At 73.6% G+C, this 15,750-nt stretch carries 13 protein-coding genes and 4 pseudogenes; 5 read left to right on the top strand and 12 right to left on the bottom strand.

Annotated features, from left to right (window positions below):
• Window positions 1–185 precede the first annotated feature (185 nt).
• A complete protein-coding gene (locus ACFXA3_RS14145) occupies window positions 186–338 on the top strand; it encodes a hypothetical protein (RefSeq protein WP_385186515.1) in 153 nt (50 codons plus the stop codon).
• 227 nt (window positions 339–565) lie between these two features.
• Here ACFXA3_RS14145 and ACFXA3_RS14140 read toward each other — a convergent pair.
• The 3 genes and pseudogenes from ACFXA3_RS14140 to ACFXA3_RS14130 all read right to left on the bottom strand — a co-directional run.
• Window positions 566–766 (bottom strand): annotated as a pseudogene (locus ACFXA3_RS14140) (TetR/AcrR family transcriptional regulator); the annotation flags it as partial.
• A 44-nt stretch (window positions 767–810) separates the two neighbouring features.
• The gene (locus tag ACFXA3_RS14135) at window positions 811–2,214 is read right to left on the bottom strand and encodes a S41 family peptidase (protein ID WP_385186512.1); all 1,404 of its coding nucleotides are present in this window, start codon (window positions 2,212–2,214) and stop codon (window positions 811–813) included.
• Window positions 2,215–2,387: 173 nt separating this feature from the next.
• Window positions 2,388–3,116 (bottom strand): TetR/AcrR family transcriptional regulator, encoded by a 729-nt coding sequence (locus tag ACFXA3_RS14130; protein ID WP_385186509.1) that lies wholly within the window; start codon window positions 3,114–3,116, stop codon window positions 2,388–2,390.
• Window positions 3,117–3,205: 89 nt separating this feature from the next.
• Between ACFXA3_RS14130 and ACFXA3_RS14125 the strand changes: the two genes are divergently transcribed.
• A complete protein-coding gene (locus tag ACFXA3_RS14125; RefSeq protein ID WP_385186506.1) occupies window positions 3,206–4,066 on the top strand; it encodes an SDR family oxidoreductase in 861 nt (286 codons plus the stop codon).
• 478 nt (window positions 4,067–4,544) lie between these two features.
• Here the strand turns inward: ACFXA3_RS14125 and ACFXA3_RS14120 are convergent.
• From ACFXA3_RS14120 to ACFXA3_RS14105, 4 genes and pseudogenes are all read right to left on the bottom strand, one after another.
• Window positions 4,545–4,698 (bottom strand): annotated as a pseudogene (locus ACFXA3_RS14120) (IS5/IS1182 family transposase); the annotation flags it as partial.
• 187 nt (window positions 4,699–4,885) lie between these two features.
• Complete coding sequence (locus ACFXA3_RS14115) at window positions 4,886–5,779, bottom strand: ribosome-inactivating family protein (protein WP_385186503.1); 894 nt, start codon at window positions 5,777–5,779, stop codon at window positions 4,886–4,888.
• A gap of 47 nt (window positions 5,780–5,826) precedes the next feature.
• Complete coding sequence (locus ACFXA3_RS14110; protein WP_385186500.1) at window positions 5,827–6,696, bottom strand: Crystal protein ET79; 870 nt, start codon at window positions 6,694–6,696, stop codon at window positions 5,827–5,829.
• Window positions 6,697–6,767: 71 nt separating this feature from the next.
• Window positions 6,768–7,019, bottom strand: a complete 252-nt coding sequence (locus tag ACFXA3_RS14105) for a hypothetical protein (RefSeq protein WP_385186497.1) — start codon at window positions 7,017–7,019, stop codon at window positions 6,768–6,770.
• 43 nt (window positions 7,020–7,062) lie between these two features.
• Between ACFXA3_RS14105 and ACFXA3_RS14100 the strand changes: the two are divergent.
• Window positions 7,063–7,290 (top strand): annotated as a pseudogene (locus ACFXA3_RS14100) (RNA polymerase subunit sigma-24); the annotation flags it as partial.
• 114 nt (window positions 7,291–7,404) lie between these two features.
• Here the strand turns inward: ACFXA3_RS14100 and ACFXA3_RS14095 are convergent.
• The 5 genes from ACFXA3_RS14095 to ACFXA3_RS14075 form a co-directional block, all read right to left on the bottom strand.
• On the bottom strand, window positions 7,405–8,049 hold the full coding sequence (locus tag ACFXA3_RS14095; RefSeq protein ID WP_385186494.1) for a response regulator: 645 nt from the start codon (window positions 8,047–8,049) through the stop codon (window positions 7,405–7,407).
• Entirely contained in the window at window positions 8,013–9,335 is a 1,323-nt protein-coding gene (locus tag ACFXA3_RS14090) for a sensor histidine kinase (protein ID WP_385186492.1), read from the bottom strand. The genes ACFXA3_RS14095 and ACFXA3_RS14090 overlap by 37 nt, the downstream gene beginning before the upstream one ends.
• Complete coding sequence (locus ACFXA3_RS14085; protein ID WP_385186489.1) at window positions 9,332–10,327, bottom strand: CPBP family intramembrane glutamic endopeptidase; 996 nt, start codon at window positions 10,325–10,327, stop codon at window positions 9,332–9,334. The genes ACFXA3_RS14090 and ACFXA3_RS14085 overlap by 4 nt, the downstream gene beginning before the upstream one ends.
• 135 nt (window positions 10,328–10,462) lie before the next feature.
• Window positions 10,463–11,836 carry an MFS transporter gene (locus ACFXA3_RS14080; RefSeq protein WP_385186485.1) on the bottom strand — a complete coding sequence of 458 codons (1,374 nt, stop codon included), beginning with the start codon at window positions 11,834–11,836 and terminating at the stop codon, window positions 10,463–10,465.
• 107 nt (window positions 11,837–11,943) lie between these two features.
• Window positions 11,944–13,299 carry an APC family permease gene (locus tag ACFXA3_RS14075; RefSeq protein WP_385186482.1) on the bottom strand — a complete coding sequence of 452 codons (1,356 nt, stop codon included), beginning with the start codon at window positions 13,297–13,299 and terminating at the stop codon, window positions 11,944–11,946.
• A 205-nt stretch (window positions 13,300–13,504) separates the two neighbouring features.
• On the opposite strand from ACFXA3_RS14075, the gene ACFXA3_RS14070 reads away from it, so the two are divergent.
• A complete protein-coding gene (locus tag ACFXA3_RS14070; protein ID WP_385186479.1) occupies window positions 13,505–14,713 on the top strand; it encodes a 4-hydroxybenzoate 3-monooxygenase in 1,209 nt (402 codons plus the stop codon).
• Window positions 14,714–14,964: 251 nt separating this feature from the next.
• Window positions 14,965–15,750, top strand: a pseudogene (locus ACFXA3_RS14065) (methyltransferase); the annotation flags it as partial.

The following is a 15,750-nucleotide window of genomic DNA, read 5'->3' as shown; positions in this document are numbered from 1 at the left end:
CCCCGTATCCCCGCTCCGCGCTCCGCGCTCCGGCCCCGCGTGCGCCGGGCCCTCACCCACCCCGCCCCCCCCCCCCCCAACGCCCCCCGCTGACCCCCCCCCCCCCCCCAACCCGCGGGGGGCGGGCGGGCGCGCACCCGGGCGGCTCCGCTGCACAGCCACTGCCGCCGGCGGCCATCCCACCCATGCACCGCAGGCGTGACAGCACCACGCGCAGCACCTGGGCCTCGTCCCGGCTCGGTGACGTGGCCACCGTTGAGAGCCGCGACTTCCCCGCCGGCTCGTACCTGCCCTCCGGGGAAGTCGCCCAGCACCTGATGACGCGCGCCCGGTGCTGAAGGACCAGGACGACCCCACGGGCGAAATCCGCGCCGGCTGGCCGCCGACCCCGCCCACCACGACCTCGTCGAGCGCTACCGCGCCCTGCTGGAGGACCTCATCGACGCCGAGATCGGCCCCGACGCCCGCGACTGGGTCACCGAACGGCCCCAACTGCTCGGCTGGCCAACCTGGCACGGCGACGACCACCGCCCCGAGACCCTCACCGCGCAAGGACGCCCCCTTCGATCAGGCCGGTGAGGGCGTTCTCGGCCGCGCAGGGGTACCCCGTGAAGGGCTGGGCGGCGAGTGCGCCGTCGGTCACGGCCAGGATCGAGTAGGAGCTGTACAGGAGGTGGAAGGTCCGGCTCTCCTGGTCGGTCGGCAGGGATGCCGGCAGCAGCGCCTCGATCGTCGCGCGTGGGCCCGCGCCCGGGCCGGCGCCGGCGCCCGCGCCCGTAACAACGCGGCCCTGGTGGCCCGGTGGCCGGCCTACTTCGTGGCGTTCGAGGTCCTGTCCCGCAGGACCTTCAGGGCCCGGTCGAAGGACGAGTCCTTGTTCTGGTCGAACTCCTCCGTCGTGAAGACCGGCTCGGTGAGGTGCGGTGGGATGCCCACGCCGTCGAAGGTCCTGCCCGACCGGGTCAGCAGCTCCTCGTTCGGCAGCCAGACCGACATGCCGTTGGGGAGCTTGCGCACCATGACGTCCGAGAAGACGCCCTGCGTGGGCTGTCCGATCCGCACGGTCCGGCCGGGCCGTTCCATGAGGGCCTGGGTGAAGGTCTCACCCGCGCTGACGGTCGAGCCGCCGGTCAGCACGGCGACCGGCCCGGTGTAGCGGGGGCCCTGGGCCGGCGTGACGTACAGGGGCTGGGGGCGAGTGTGCCGGGTGGGGTCCGCGGGATCGTTACGGGCCCGCTTTGAGTAGGCGAGATAGGGGGTGTCGGTCAGCCGCCCGGCAATGTGGAGCCCCATGGCGTCGGAGCCGCCGCCGTTGACCCGCAGGTCGATGACCAGGCCCTTCAGGTGCCGGACACGCTCCTCGCCGAAGACCGTGTCCAGCGCCTTGTCGAGCTCGGCCAGCTCCGCGGCGTAGGAGGCCTCGCCGCCCGCGTAGCCGCCGAAACCGGAGATCCGCAGGTAGCCCTGTCCGCCGGGGAGGTCGGCGTAGGTGATCCGCCCGGCGGCGAAGTCCTTGAGGTTCCGGGCGTCCTCGAGGTCGCGCTCCACGACGAACTTCTTGACCTTGGCGTCGAGGTTTCCGTCGGGCCGGACGGTGCCGGGGCGGACCTGCGCGAAGGCCCGGTCGGGGTCGCCGTCGCCGTCACGGTCGAGGTCCCAGACGGCGACGTGGGCGTCGTGGAGCGGCTCCACCATCCTGCTGAAGACGGCGAAGAGTTCGTCCGGGGTCGTCCCATCGCGGACCGTGGGCCGGTATCGGTCGCGTACGGCGTGCCAGTCGATGCCCTTCGCAGCGAAGAAGGGGTAGTTCTCCTCGAAGGACTGCCAGAAGACGTCGAAGGAGGCGAGCGGACCCCCGGCGGCGGAACGCGTGCAGTCGTCGGGCAGTTCCGTCATCCGGAGCAGGTTCCGTTCACCGACGTCACCGTCCAGCCGTAAGGAAGCGCGGTCGCGGTCCCCGCGGGTGCGCACGGTGAGGACGGTGCCTCCCGGCGTGGTGTAGGCGCCGGGTCCGGTCCGCTGCGCCGTGTCGCCCGCGATGCAGCTGACGGTGGTGGTCTGGTACTCCCGGAGGGTTCCATTCTGGATGGACAGCACGGTGCCGTAGCCGTCGGTACGCCAGATTCCGTCGGTGGTCGGCTGGTGGGCGGTGGCGGCCGACGCGGCTGCGCCGACGAGGGCCAGGGCGACGGAGGTGGCCGTGACGATGCGCACGATCTTGCCTTCTCTGTGGGCGACTTGCCGGGGACCGCCCCACCGTCGCCGACACGGGTTCCACCGGACCATCCGGCTGTCCGGCCGATCGGGGATGGGGCCAGCCCCCGCTACCCGCGGTACCCGGGACCGTACGCCTGGGTTCAACCTGAATGAGGACGCTTGACGCGTGATCAGGCAGGCGGCGCGCCACTGTCTGCCGCCAGGCGTGTGAGCCACTCGCGCAGGAGGTGCTGTTCCGCGTTGCTCAGGACGTCGGAGTCGTCGGGGAGGGCGGCGCGCAACGCGCGGGCCGCCGCGGCGGGACCGGACTCCGCGGCGGGAATCGCCGGTTCGGCGCGAGTGACGGCCGCGACCATGGACTCCCGCAGGATGGTCAGCAGTGCCGGATTGCGGCGGTCCGCGGGCGTGGAGTGCCAGGTGGTGACTGCTCCCTGGCCGGTTGCCCGGATGATCTGGGCGGCCAGCTCCTCGTCGACCCGCAGCCATCCCCCGGCCGCCAGCCGACGCACCCGCCCACGGAGGATTTCCAGGCCCGAGCGGTGTGCTGCGTCCGATCCCAGGCCGGTGGCCCGGTTCATCACCGCGAACAGCTCGGGGCGGGAGACGCCGAACTCGACCACCACGTCCCAACCGCGACGCAGCTCCTCCACCGGGTCCTGCGGGGCGGGGTCGAGCTGCGCGCGTTTTCTCTCCAGGAACTGCGCGTAGCCGTGCTCGGCGACGGCCTCGAGGAGACCCTCCTTGTCGCCGAAGAGGCGGTAGATCGCCGGCGGCTGCATTCCGGCCGCGGCGGCGACCGCGCGGGTGCTCACCGCGCCGGGGCCGCCGTTTTCCAGCAGCTCGACGGCCGCCTCGACGATGCGGCGCCGGGGGTTGTCGGTTGAGTCGTGCGTAGGCATGAATCGATGATACCGAAGATCTGTTTCCGTTGGAATTTCCAGTGTTACTGTTGAAGTGATTCCACCGGAAACACTGTCGGGAGAACCCCATGATCATCGTTACCGGAGCCACCGGAAAGCTCGGCCGCCGCACTGTCGAGCGCCTCCTGGAGCGCGTCCCCGCCGACCGCCTCGGCGTCAGCGTCCGCGACCCCCGCAAGGCCCAGGACCTCGCCGACCGCGGCGTCCGTGTCCGGCAGGGCAGCTTCGACGACCCCGACTCGCTCACGCACGCCTTCGAAGGAGCCGAGCAACTGCTCCTCGTCTCCCTCGACCGCACGGGCGAAGAGTGCGTCAGCGGCCACCGTGCCGCCGTCGACGCCGCCGTGAAGGCCAAGGTCGGCCGCATCCTCTACACCAGCCAGACGGGCGCTGCCCACGACTCCCGCTTCCAGGCCTGCCGGGACCACGCCAGGACCGAGGACCTGCTGCGCGCCACCGGCCTGCCCTGGACCGCGCTGCGCAACGGCTTCTACGCGGCCAGCGCCCTGCAGTTCCTGGAGTCCGCCCGCCACACCGGCGATATCGCCCTTCCCGCCGACGGCCCTGTCGCCTGGACCGGCCACGACGACCTCGCCGAGGCCACCACGGCGATCCTCCTCGATGAGGGCCGATTCGACGGGCCCACCCCGCCGCTCACCGGCCCGGCGGCGCTCGACTTCGACACCGTCGCCGAGATCGCGTCGCAGGTCACCGGACGGCCCTTCACCCGCACCGTCGTCCCCGACGACGCCTTCCGCGAGCAGGTCCTGGCGCACGGCGCCCCGGCCCCGATCGCCGACCTCATGCTGGGCATCTTCGGCGCGGCACGGAATGGCGAGTTCAGCACGGTCGACTCGACGCTGGCCAAGCTGATCGGGCGGGAGCCCGCCGCCTTCCGCCCCCAGCTGGAGCGCGCCTGGGCCGAATGAATCCAGCGGGGCACGCAGACGGCCCCGGCCCGACTCGCCGCCCACAAGGGCTCGTTCTCCGTTGCCCGAGGCGTCGATCACCAGATCGGCCTCGACCCGTCCGGCCACAGCCACAGCAGGGGAGAAGGCGACGTCAGCAGACAGAGGGTGCGGCGGGCACTGTCGGTCGGGCAGTCGATGAGCCGCGACGGCCAGGGTGCCGACTGCGACCCCGATGGGCAATGGCTGCTCACGAGTTGCCTGCGAGCGCAGCGCGCGGTGCGGGGAAGGCCTGGCAAGAGCGCAGAGGCTCCGCCGGCGGTTCGAGGCTGCGCTGCGCGGAGAGCCTGCGGGGGTCCACCGAACCGAGCAGAGGGGATCGCCAAGGGAAAGACGCTGTGACGTTGTGACCGCTTCCGACCCACTCACGTGAGTGGGTTGAGTGCAGAGCTGGGCCGCTTCTCAGCGATCGCCTCGCGGCCCGGATGTGCATGGCCGCGAGGCGGAGTGCGGCCATGACCTGGGTGAACGCCGGTGCGTCACCGGCCTGGCCGGGTGTGAGAGACCGGTGGCCGGCAGCGGCAGTCTGCGGCGAGGTGGATCCCCGTGGCCGGCCCGCCGCGGGAACGTCCGAGGGCATGGTCAGCCGGCTCCCGGCGGGCTCATGGAGGACGGACCGGGCGTCGTGCTCGACTTCAGCACCGACCCGGCGCCTGCACGTCTCCGGCGACGGGCCGGGAAGACCGGATGCGCTACGCGGCCGGAACAGCGGACAACGCCCCCGGGACGGCACGGCGCCGCCCCGTACGGGAGCCGTCCGGGGCGGCGCGCTGCCCGCCGCTACCCCCTCTGGTCGCTGCGCAGCATCGCGATGTAGTGCGTCGCCTGGGCGTAGGTGGTCACGGTGGCGCCGCCGATGTCGGTCGGCGTCGGGCGCGAGCCGTTGCGCTCCTGGTAGATCCACCGGGAGCCCCGCCCCCAGTCGTTCTCCTCCTCGGCTTCCTGGGCGGTCAGGGCGGCGCCGCCGCCGAGGGCCTCGCGCACCGTGCCCTCGATGTTGCGGAAGCGGGCCGCCTCGGCGGTCAGGGCGATCGCCGTGACCAAGTCGCGGCGGATCGCGTTCGCGTCGCCCCCGTCGCGGGCGAACGTCCACAGGGCGTTCATGTTGTTCCACACCCCGTTCGGAGTGATCCACAGCTGCCTGTTCTCGGTCTGGCCGTGCTCCAGGCTGTGGTCGCCCCCGTAGCGCCCGGTGTAAGGCAGGGTGATGGCGTTGCGGGCGAGCGCGTGGCCGAGGTCGAAGGGTTCCTGTTCCCCGGCCTGGCTGAACTGGACGACGTTGCCGGCATTGCCGGTGGAGAAGCCGCGCAGGTAGAGGTTGTTGGCGGTGAGGTAGAGCGTGACCGTCCGCCTGACGTCCTGATTGTTCACCGGCCAGAGGTAGGTGACGTTGACCGCGATGACCTCATTGCCGCGGCTGGTCTCCCACACGGCGTCCGAACCGGAGCCGCCCACCATGGTGCCGGTGTTGTGCACCGACCTGATGAACTCCGTGAAGCGGGCGCGCAGGGCGTTCGGGTTGGTCGAGGTCAGGTCCCAGCTGAGGGTGCGGACGGGGACCTGGAGGGCGGAGGCGGGTGCGGCGTCGGGCCGCGGTTCGGCGGCCTGGGCGGCCGGAGCGGCCGCGGCCAGCAGCGGGAGGCACAGGAGTGCCGCGACGAGGGGCTTGCGCATCGGGGTGATCCTCACGGTGGGCGTGGGTGGCGTGCGGGGGCGGTCGGTCAGTTGACCGTGAAGATGACGTCGGCGTTCTTGCCGCCGCCACCGGACCGGGCGCAGGAGTGGCCCGCGGGCACCTGGCAGTCGTAGGAGTTGCCGCCCGAGAAGGGGTTGTCCCAGCGGAAGACGACCTTGCCGCCGCCGGACATCTGGTACTCGGCCGAGCCTTCCGTGCCGGTGGCGAATCCGTCGGACTCGCTCTGCCAGCGGGCGACCGCGCCGTTGTTCATGACCGACGGGGGCAGGTTGTCGCCGCTCCAGATGCCGTGGTCCAGGCCCGCCCCGGTCCGGGCCAGCAGGGCGCCGGACTGGTTCACCACCGTGACGCGGACGCTGCGCACGGGGGTGACCGCGACGGCGGCTGCCGGCGAGAGGGCCGCGACCCGGGCGGTCGACTTCGCCGTCAGGCTGAAGTTGACGGTGGCGTTGTTCCCGCCGCCGCCCGAGCGGCTGCACTCGTAGCCATCGGGGGCGTCGCAGCTGTAGGAGTTGCTCCCTGCGTAGGGGTTGTTCCAGCGGATGGTCACGTCCTTGGCCGTACCGGCGATGTTGTACGTCACGTGGCCCTCGGTGCCGGTGGCGAACCCGCAGGACTCGCTGCTCCAGGACGCGGAGACGGTCTTGGCGATGGCGTCCGGCGGCAGGCCGTCCCGGGACCAGCACCCATGGTCCAGGCCGGAGCCGGTGCGCAGCAGCTGGCGGCCCGTGCTGTTGGCGAAGATGACGCTGGTGCTGCGCTCGGCGGACTGGACGGACGCGCCGCCGGGGGCGGGCGCGGCCTGGGCGGCGGGGGCGAGCGCGGCGGCGCCACCGGCCAGAGCGGCCAGGAGGGCGGCCGAGGCGGACCACCGGGCACGGGCAATTCTAGACATGCGCATGACAAAACCATCCTTTGTACGAGGGCGGTGAGAAGCGTGGGGGTCGGGGCCGGGCGGGCTTTCCGTCAGTCGACGTACCAGAGGAGATAGCGGCTGGAGCTGTCGTTGGGGTTGCACTCGTAGCGGCTGTACAGGCCCAGGCCGACGGTGAGCGAACCGGCCTGGTTGCACTGGGCGTAGCTCGCATACGAGCCGCCGTAGATCCGGTACTCCTCGGCCGCGCTCGCGGCGCCGGAGGAGACGGCCACGAGGGCGGCGGCGGCGCAGAGGCCGGCGGTCAGTCTGCGGGGGGTGGTTCGGGGCATGGCGAAGCGCACGGGGAACACCTTCCGTTGGTTGATCGAAGCCGTGGGGGGGGGGGCGGGGGGCCGGGCGGAGGCCCCGCGCGCCGGCCTGACGGAACTGGCGGCGCTGGACTCCTCGCTCCCCCGGCACGCGGCGGTGGCGGCGTACCTCCACGAACGCGACGGCGACCTGGCGACGGCGGCCCGGCTGTACGCCGAGGCGGCGCACAAGGCACCCAACCTCGCCGAACGCGACCACCTGACACGCCAGGCGGCCCGGCTCAACGCCCGCCGGCACAGCTGAGCGGACTCCTGCCGGGGCCCGCCCGGAGGGCACGGCCTGCGCGCTGCGGCTCCCGTCGTCGTGGTCGGCGGGCCGGTGGGGTCGACGTGGTCATCTTGGCCGCCGAAGACGGGTTCAGCGTCGCAGGTAGGCGAGGACGGCCAGGACGCGGCGGTTGTCCTCCGTCGAGGGGGCGATCCCGAGCTTGGCGAAGATGCTCGCGGTGTGCTTGGCGACGGCGCTCTCGCTGAAGTGGAGGGTGCCCGCGACGGCGGCGTTCGAGCGGCCCTCCGCCATCAGTTCCAGCACGTCGCGTTCGCGCGGGGTGAGGGCGGAGATGGTGCCGCGGGCGTCGCCGCGCGACAGCAGCCGGCCGATCACCTGCGGGTCCAGGACGGTCCCGCCGGCGGCGACGCGGCGTACGGCGTCGATGAACTGGCCGGTGTCGGTGACCCGGTCCTTGAGCAGGTAGCCCACGCCGCCGTCCTCGCTCGCCAGGAGCTCGTTCGCGTAGAGCTGGTCGACGTACTGGGACAGCACGAGGACCGGCAGGCCGGGGTGGTGGCGGCGGGCTTCGAGGGCGGCCTGGAGGCCCTCGTCGGTGAAGCCGGGCGGCAGCCGGACGTCGACGACCGCGACGTGCGGCCGGTGCTCCAGCAGGGCGCGCAGGAGGGAGGGGCCGTTGTCCACGGCGGCGACGACGTCGAAGCCGTGCTCGGTGAGCGTGCGGACCAGGCCGTCCCTCAGGAGGAAGAGGTCTTCGGCAAGGACGACGCGCACGGGATCTCCAGGGCAACTGTGGTCGGACCGCCCTGCGGGCTGTGCAGGACGAGGCTCCCGTCGAAGGTAGCCAATCGTCTCCGGATGCCGAGCAGTCCGGTCCCCCGGGCGGGATCCGCCCCGCCGCGCCCGTCGTCGGTGACGCTCACGCGCAGCCGCGGACGGCCGTCGCACGAGGTGCGGGAAGGGGCCCCGGAGGGGGCGCCGCCGGGCTCTCCGTCGTGGACCAGGAGGATGTCGACGCGGCCCGCACCGGAATGCTTCGCGGCGTTGGCCAGCAGCTCGTTGACGGCGAAGTAGGCGGCCGACTCCACCGCGGCCGGCAGCCGCCCGGACAGCCGGGCCTCGACGCTCACGTCGAGGAAGCTGTCGAGGGCCAGCGAGCGGACGGCGTCGCCGAGGCCGCGGTCCGTGAGGACCGGCGGCTGGATCCCGCGGACCAGGTCGCGCAGGTCCTGCAGGGCCCGCGCGGACAGTTCGCGCACCTCCAGCAGCGCCGCCCGGGCTGCCGCCGGATCTTCCTGGAGCAGCCGCGTCGCACTGTCGAGGCGCATCCCCAGGGCGACGAGCCGGGCCTGCGCGCCGTCGTGCAGGTCCCGTTCGATGCGCTGGAGTTCGGCCGCCCGGCCGTCCAGGGCGTCGGCCCGGGTCTGCGTCAACCGCTCGATGCGGCGGTGGAGTTCGGTGCTGCGCGGTGTGGCGAGGAGCCGCCGGCCCCAGCGGGCGTGCAGGCGCAGCACGGACGGGGCGAGGAGCAGGCCCGCGGCCGTGAAGGCGAGGCCCAGCACCAGCGCCGCGACCATCAGGGCGGTGCTGTGCACGGGGACGAAGGCGTACCAGTTGCCGTCGTCGAGCCGGCGCCACACGAAGGGCTGGACGAGCGCCCCGAACAGCCCGTACACGAAGAGGGACGGGGGTACGGCGACCAGCAGGCCGCCCACGACGGGCTCCAGCCACGCCCAGGTCAGGTCCCGCCAGAACCCGGCGTCGGCCAGGACGGTGCGGGCCCCTGCCGGGCGCGGCAGCGGATCCGGCGATCCGATCCGCACCCCGGACCACTGCGCCGCCCGCTCGCGGGCGCGGTCGGCGCAGTGGCGCAGCGCGCCCGCGGCCGGCGGCAGCAGCCGGTGGCCGAGGCCGACGGGCAGCAGCAACAACGCGCCCACGACGCCCCACCCGACGACGGAGACCCACAGGCCCAGGAGGCCGGCGAGGTGGCAGCGGCCGACGGCGGCCAGGCGCCGGGAGAACGCCGCCGTACGGACGCGGGAAGGTATCGAACTCATGTCCGGGGCAGCGTAGTCGGCGCGTGCTCGGGCGTGGACGCGAGTGTGGGTACGGGCGTGGGCGTGGGTGCGGGCGTGAACGCGGGCGTGGGCGTGGGTGCGGGCGTGAACGCAGGGGCCGGGACCTCCGCCGGGACCTCCGCCCGGGCCTTCGCCTGGACCTCTGTCCGGGCCTCTGTCCGGGCCTCTGTCCGGGCCTCCGCCGACGCCGGTGTGCGACGCCGACCTGCCCGTACCAGGGCCACCGCGAGGCAGGACAGCCCGAAGCAGACCATCGGGAGGACCGCCCCGGACTCCTCGTCCATGAACAGCAGCAGTCCGAGGTTGACCAGGGTGTGGAAGCCGCCGGCGAGCAGCAGCCGGTACGGGCCGCCCGTGCCGTCGAGGGCGAGGCCCAGCACCACCGACATGGCCACGGTGGCGAGGAGGAAGCCCGCCGCGTAGGCCGGGGCCTGCGCGAACACGGGTACGTGCCAGGCACCCCACACCACGCCCACCACGACCGACGAGGCCACGGCGCCCAGCCGGGTCCGCAGGAGCGGCTGGAGGAAGCAGCGCCAGCCGATCTCCTCACCGCACGCCCCCACCAGCTGCGCCGCCGCGATCAGGGCGAACGGGTGGTGCAGGGCTCCCGGAGACGTGAAGCCGGCGCCCCCCGTCGTCAGCCCGTACCCGAGCACGGTGAGCGTGACGATCAGGACGGCCGAGCCGAGGACGGCGGCCACCCTGCGCGTCCCGCGGGCGCCGCCGCCGCGCAGCAACTCGCGGGTCCTGCGCCACCGGTACAGGGCGACCGCGCCCACCCCCAGGGCCGGCCCGAACTGGGTCAGCTGCACCACCTCGGTGGGGACTCCGGTGCCCGGCTGCACCGCCCCCAGCACCCCCGCCGCCACGAAGGCGACAGCCGCGAAGGCCCCCGCCGCACCCCACGTCCCCGCCGTGCCCCGCGCCCCACCGTGCCCGGCTGCTTCCGCGCCGCCCACCGCTGCCATGTCCGACCCGCCCGTCTGCTCGATTTCCCTACGCAGACGACGATGCCGGGCACGGCGCCGCCGGCCACTGCACCTGGCCACCCGGCCGGGGTGTACCCATCTCCACCCCGGCCCGCCCCGCGGCCTCGGCCGTGGTCACCGGATCGCCGGGCGCGCCCTCCCGCGCAGCGTCACGGCCGCGAGCAGCAGGGCGGCGCCCAGGACGCAGCTCGCGACCGTGAATCCCGCCGGGGCGGCCGTGGCGGTGACGATGCCCGCCTCGTCGGCCGCCTCCGCGTTGGCGGCGAGGACGACGGCTCCCGCGGTCGCCAGGCCGACGGCTCCGCCCAGTTGCCGCAGCGTCTGCCGCAGGACCGAGGCGTCGGCCCGCTTGTCCTCGGGGACCGCGCGCATCAGTTCGGCGCTCAGGGCGGGGACCGGCAGGCCCATCCCGAGGCCCGCGAGGACCATGCCGGGAACCTGCCACACGTACTCGCGCGACGGCAGCGCGAGCGTCCAGAGCACCGCGCCGACCGTGGCGGTGGCCAGGCCGAGCAGTACGGGGACCCGGATCGACCCGGTGCGGTCCAGCAGGTGCCCGGAGCTGAAGGTGCCCACCGCCAGGGCCGCGACCAGGGGGAGCAGGCAGAGGCCGGTGGCCAGCAGCGGGAGGTGCATGGCCTGCCGCAGGAACAGGGTGCCGTGGACCAGCACGATCAGCTGCGGGGCCTGTACCAGGAACGTCAGCGCCACCGCGACGGCGTACGGGCGGATGCCCAGCAGCCGCAGGTCGAGCAGCGGTTGCCGGGACCTCAGGACGAGCCGCACCGCCAGGGCCAGGGCCAGGGCACCCGTGGCCAGCGCGGTGATCGTCCTGAGGTCGGTGAAGCCCCACGCGCCACCGCACTGGTAGAGCCCGAGGACCAGCACGCCCAGGGAGAAGATCACCACGAGGGGCTGGACCGCGGTGAGGGCGCCGCCGCCCGCTTCCTCTTCCCGGGTCAGCCGGGCCCGGCCGATCAGCCACAGGACCGCCGCGGCGACGGGCACGTTGACGAGGAAGACCGAGCGCCAGCCCAGGAACTCGGTGAGCACCGCCCCCACCAAGGGGCCCATGACGAAGAAGACCTGGGCGAGCCCGGCGTAGAGCGCGAGCGCCCGGCCCCGTTCGCGCTCCTCGTACACGTCCGTGATCACCGTGGTGGCCACCGGGAGCATCAGCGCGGCGCCCGCGCCCTGGACGGCCCGCATCACGAGCACGAACGGCGCGGCGGCCTCCGTGGCCGGTGTGAGTCCGCAGGTCCCCGAGGCGACGGCGAAGAGCACGGTCCCGAGCCGGAAGGTGCGAACGAGACCGAACCGGCGGGCCGTCATGCCGCCTACGGGGGCGAACGCGGACAGCGACAGCACGTAGACGAGCACGACGCCGTGCATGACGAACGTGGTCAGGCCCAGGCCGGCCGCCATCGGGTCGAGGGCGATCGCGACGACGGTCTGGTCCAGCATGACCATTCCTCCGGCACACGCCATGGCGGCGACGACGAAGCGTCTGCGGGGCGCGGGGACACCCGTGGGCGACGGGCGGTGTGGAGGCGACACGTGACTCCCAACGAACGGGGCGCCCGGCCGGAATGGCCTTACGCAGCGGGGCGTGCGGGGGTGAGGAGCAACAGCGGTGTTCCGCTCAGGAGCACCGCCACGCCGAGGACCGCGCCCCATCCGGCGTGGAGGAGGCTCGACCAGAGCACCCACAGGCAGCTCAGGGCGAACACCGCCGGAGTCAGCGGGTAGAGCGGCACGCGGTAGTGCGACGCGCGGTGGTGCGGCACGCGGTGGTGCGGCGCGTCACCGGTTTCACGGCGGCGGAAGACGTAGACCGAGAGGGCGACGAGCAGCATGAAGAACCAGAACACGGGAGAGGTGTAGGCGACCATCGTGCGGAACCCGACCCGGGTGGCGGCCCCGAACACCACCAGGACCGCGGACACCAGGCCTTGCAGCACGAGCGCGTTGGCGGGGGTCGAACCGCGTTCCCTCCACCTGCCGATCGCGCGCAGTGCGGCGACGTCCCGGCCGAGTGCGTAGTACGAGCGCGACCCGGTGATGATCAGTCCGTTGAGGGTGGTCAGGGTGGAGAGCACGATGACGACGCTCATGACGCTCGCGCCGGTGTCGCCGGCGACGGCCCGCATCAGGGAGGCCCCGACGGCGTCGCTGTCGCGGATGCCGTCGAGTCCCAGTACGTGCAGGTAGGCGAGGTTGATCGCGACGGACACGGCGACGACGACCAGAACGCCGACGACCAGCGCCCGGGCCATGTTGCGCCGGGCGTCCTGGAGTTCGCCGGAGAGGTACGCGGCCTCGTTCCACCCGCCGTACGTCAGGAGGATGAACATCATGGCGAGTCCGACGCCGGTGAGGGACGTGCCGTTCGGCAGGGCCGGCGGGGGCGCCGGGGTCGTCGTGACGAACGCGGAGACGATGACGCCGAGGACGGCGAGCACGGTGACGACCTCGACGACGTTCTGCGTCAGCGTGCCCGGCGCCGTGCCCACGTGGTTGACGAAGGTGAAGAGGGCGATCGAGGCCAGGGCGTAGAGTCCCGGGCCACGGGTGCCGAGCGGCACCACGACGTTCGCGTAGTCGCCCATGACGAAGGCCGCGGCGGCGATGGCGCCGGGCTGGATCACCGCGCACCGCGCCCAGGCGAACAGCAGCGCCAGCCGGGGCCCGTAGGCCTCGCGCAGGAACGTGTACTCACCTCCGGCGTCGGGGCGCGCGCTGCCCAGCTCGGCGTAGCAGACCGAGCCGATCACCGTGATCAGGCCGCCCAGCAGCCACAGCGACACGAACACCGTCGCGTCGCTCGCGTACGCGGCGACGAGGGACGGCGTCTTGAAGACGCCGATGCCGAGGACGATGCCGACCACCATGATCGAGAGGTCCACGGGTGTCAGATCGGCCCGGGGACCCCCGCGGTCGGCTTCCGGCATGAGGCAACCTCGGGTGGTCGAGAACGTGGTCCGGTCCGCGGCGGGGTCCGCCCGGCGGCCGCGGGGCGGGCACGCGGCGGCCCGTGCGGCGCCCCTTCATCCCGAAGGCTCCCCCGACACGCGGCAGAATCCTTTTCTCTTTGCAGCGGGCATACGGGTGATCTTCGACGATCATCGCGTTGACCAGTCCCTATGATCCTCCGTTGTGACAGAGAGTCAGTACGCCCGGGTCGCCCAGAACTCGGCTGATGTGGTCATCCTCGGCGCCGGTCCGGCCGGACTGGTGCTGGGGAACCTCTTACTCCGGAGCGGGATCGACTGCGTCGTCCTGGAACGCGCCGACCGCGAGCACCTCCGCAACCGGGCGCGGGCCGGATTCCTCGCCGCCCACACCGTGCGCGTCCTGGCCCGCAACGGCCTGGACGAGGGACTGCGCCGGCGCGGACAGGAGCACGGCGTCTGCGAGTTCCGCACCGGCGACGGGCGCTTCCGCCTGGACTACCGACGGCTGGGCCGCGGCGAACCGCACACCGTCTACCCCCAGCACGAGCTCGTCGCCGACCTGCTCGCGCAGTACGTCGACGCGGGCGGGCGGATCCGCTTCGGCACCGAGGCCACGGCCGTGCTCGACGCCGACGGCCCGAGCCCCTCGGTGACGGTGCGTGAGCCGGACGGGCGTCCCGGACGGTGGGGGGCCCGCTACGTCGCCGCCTGCGACGGACGGCACGGCGCCGGCCGGCGCTCGCTCCCGCACGGCGCCGTCCGTCACCACCGCGACCACGGGGTGTCCTGGCTGGGCCTGCTCGCGCAGGCTCCGCCGAGCATGGACGCCGTCGGCTACGCGCTCCACCCGCGTGGCTTCGCCGGGCACATGGCCCGCTCCGCCGGGATCACCCGCTACTACCTGCAGTGCAGCCCCGGGCACCGTGCCGACGCGTGGAACGAGGACCGGATCTGGGACGAACTCGCCCTGCGCATGCGCGCGAGCGAGTACGGCCCGCTGCGGCGCGGCCCGATCATCCAGCGGAGCGTCGTCGACCTCGCATCCGACGTGCTCGAACCGCTGCGGCACGGCGCGCTGTTCCTCGTGGGCGACGCCGCCGCGCTGATCAGCCCCGCCGCCGCCAAGGGGGCGAACCTCGCGGTGCTGGAGGCCGAGGTCCTGGCCCTCGCCCTGACCGGCGCCCTCGTACACGGCGACGCCGAGCCGCTCGACCGCTACTCGCAGCGGTGCCTGGCGCACATCTGGCGGGCGCAGGAATTCTCGCAGTGGATGATCCGCCTGCTGCACGGGGCGTCGGATCCCGCGGAGGCCACGCCCTACCGGGAACGGCTGCGGCACTCCCGCCTCGCCTCGCTGCGCGACGTGCGCACCACCCAGGACTGGTTCGCCGAGCACTACGTCGGCATCTGACCCGCGGGGTTCCGGCTCTGGGTTCCGGCCCGGGGAGCCGGCCGCCCCCAGTGATCCCACCCGCCTCCCCCCTCTGCCTTTCCCTCCGTCTTTGCCTCCGTCTTTGCCTCCACCCTCGTCCCCGCCCTTTCCTCCGGGCCCGGCCCGGGACCGCCGGGGAACCTCCGTGCCCGTGGCCGCTCGCGGTCCGGCCCGGTCCGGTCCGGCGCCCGCGTGCCCAGGGCTCCTCCCTCCTTCGATTCGGACACTCCATGCACTCTGAGGACTGCTCCACCCTGCCCACCGCCACGGCGACGCCGCTCCTCGTGGACGACGCGGAGCGGCTGAGCGCGACGGCCGCCTTCGTCCGCGAGCAGGACACCTCCCTCGTGTTGTCGCGGGTGCTGCCGGGCCTGGACGGCCCCGAGCTGCGTGCTCTGACGGACCGGTGCCGCTTCGCGCACGCCGCCGTGCTCGTCTTCCCGCCCGACGAGCACACCCTGCGTGCGCAGCTCGCGGCCTGCGGGCTGGCGCCCGACACGGCGGGCCGGCCGAGCGTGGTGGTCCGCGACCGCCTCGCCGGGCGCCACGGCCGCAACCCCGCGGATCTTGACGTAAGGATTCTCCGTCCGGAGGTCCGCGGCCCGTACGGGGAGCACCGCGCGGTCGAGGTGTTCGCGCTGACCGTCCCCCCGGGTTCGGCGTCGGCCGGGATCGCCGCCCGGGAACGCCGCACGGACCAGGAGGCGCACCTGGCCTTCGAGGTCGTCCGGCCCGACCAGCTGGTGCTGCGCGGGCTGTTGGCGAGCTTCGCGCGGTACGGCGCAGTACCGGACGGCGGCGGCTACAACCCGCACGAGAACGGGACCGTGTTCTACTTCGGCGCCCCGGCCGGCACCAAGACGGACTACCGGCGGGTGGAGCTGTACGCGGGCGGGGCCGCCCGCGACCGACAGGCGGGGCCCCGCGACCCGCCCCCCGGAGGGGCGCCGCCCCCGCCGTCGCGGGGGCCGGGCGCGGGCCGCGGCCCGGGGCCCCCCCCCCCGGCGGCCCGGGGC

This window comes from Streptomyces sp. NPDC059456, assembly GCF_042750055.1.
GTDB lineage: Bacteria > Actinomycetota > Actinomycetes > Streptomycetales > Streptomycetaceae > Streptomyces.
Note: the sequence above shows the minus strand (reverse complement) of the source record. Positions and strands in the feature narration are given on the sequence as shown.

Coding starts and splice junctions, on each gene's coding strand:
- ACFXA3_RS14080 (WP_385186485.1), bottom strand. CDS start 11,836: ATGGCGTGTGCCGGAGGAATGGTCATGCTGGACCAGACCGTCGTCGCG.
- ACFXA3_RS14085 (WP_385186489.1), bottom strand. CDS start 10,327: ATGGCAGCGGTGGGCGGCGCGGAAGCAGCCGGGCACGGTGGGGCGCGG.
- ACFXA3_RS14125 (WP_385186506.1), top strand. CDS start 3,206: ATGATCATCGTTACCGGAGCCACCGGAAAGCTCGGCCGCCGCACTGTC.
- ACFXA3_RS14090 (WP_385186492.1), bottom strand. CDS start 9,335: ATGAGTTCGATACCTTCCCGCGTCCGTACGGCGGCGTTCTCCCGGCGC.
- ACFXA3_RS14075 (WP_385186482.1), bottom strand. CDS start 13,299: ATGCCGGAAGCCGACCGCGGGGGTCCCCGGGCCGATCTGACACCCGTG.
- ACFXA3_RS14130 (WP_385186509.1), bottom strand. CDS start 3,116: ATGCCTACGCACGACTCAACCGACAACCCCCGGCGCCGCATCGTCGAG.
- ACFXA3_RS14145 (WP_385186515.1), top strand. CDS start 186: ATGCACCGCAGGCGTGACAGCACCACGCGCAGCACCTGGGCCTCGTCC.
- ACFXA3_RS14115 (WP_385186503.1), bottom strand. CDS start 5,779: ATGCGCAAGCCCCTCGTCGCGGCACTCCTGTGCCTCCCGCTGCTGGCC.
- ACFXA3_RS14110 (WP_385186500.1), bottom strand. CDS start 6,696: ATGTCTAGAATTGCCCGTGCCCGGTGGTCCGCCTCGGCCGCCCTCCTG.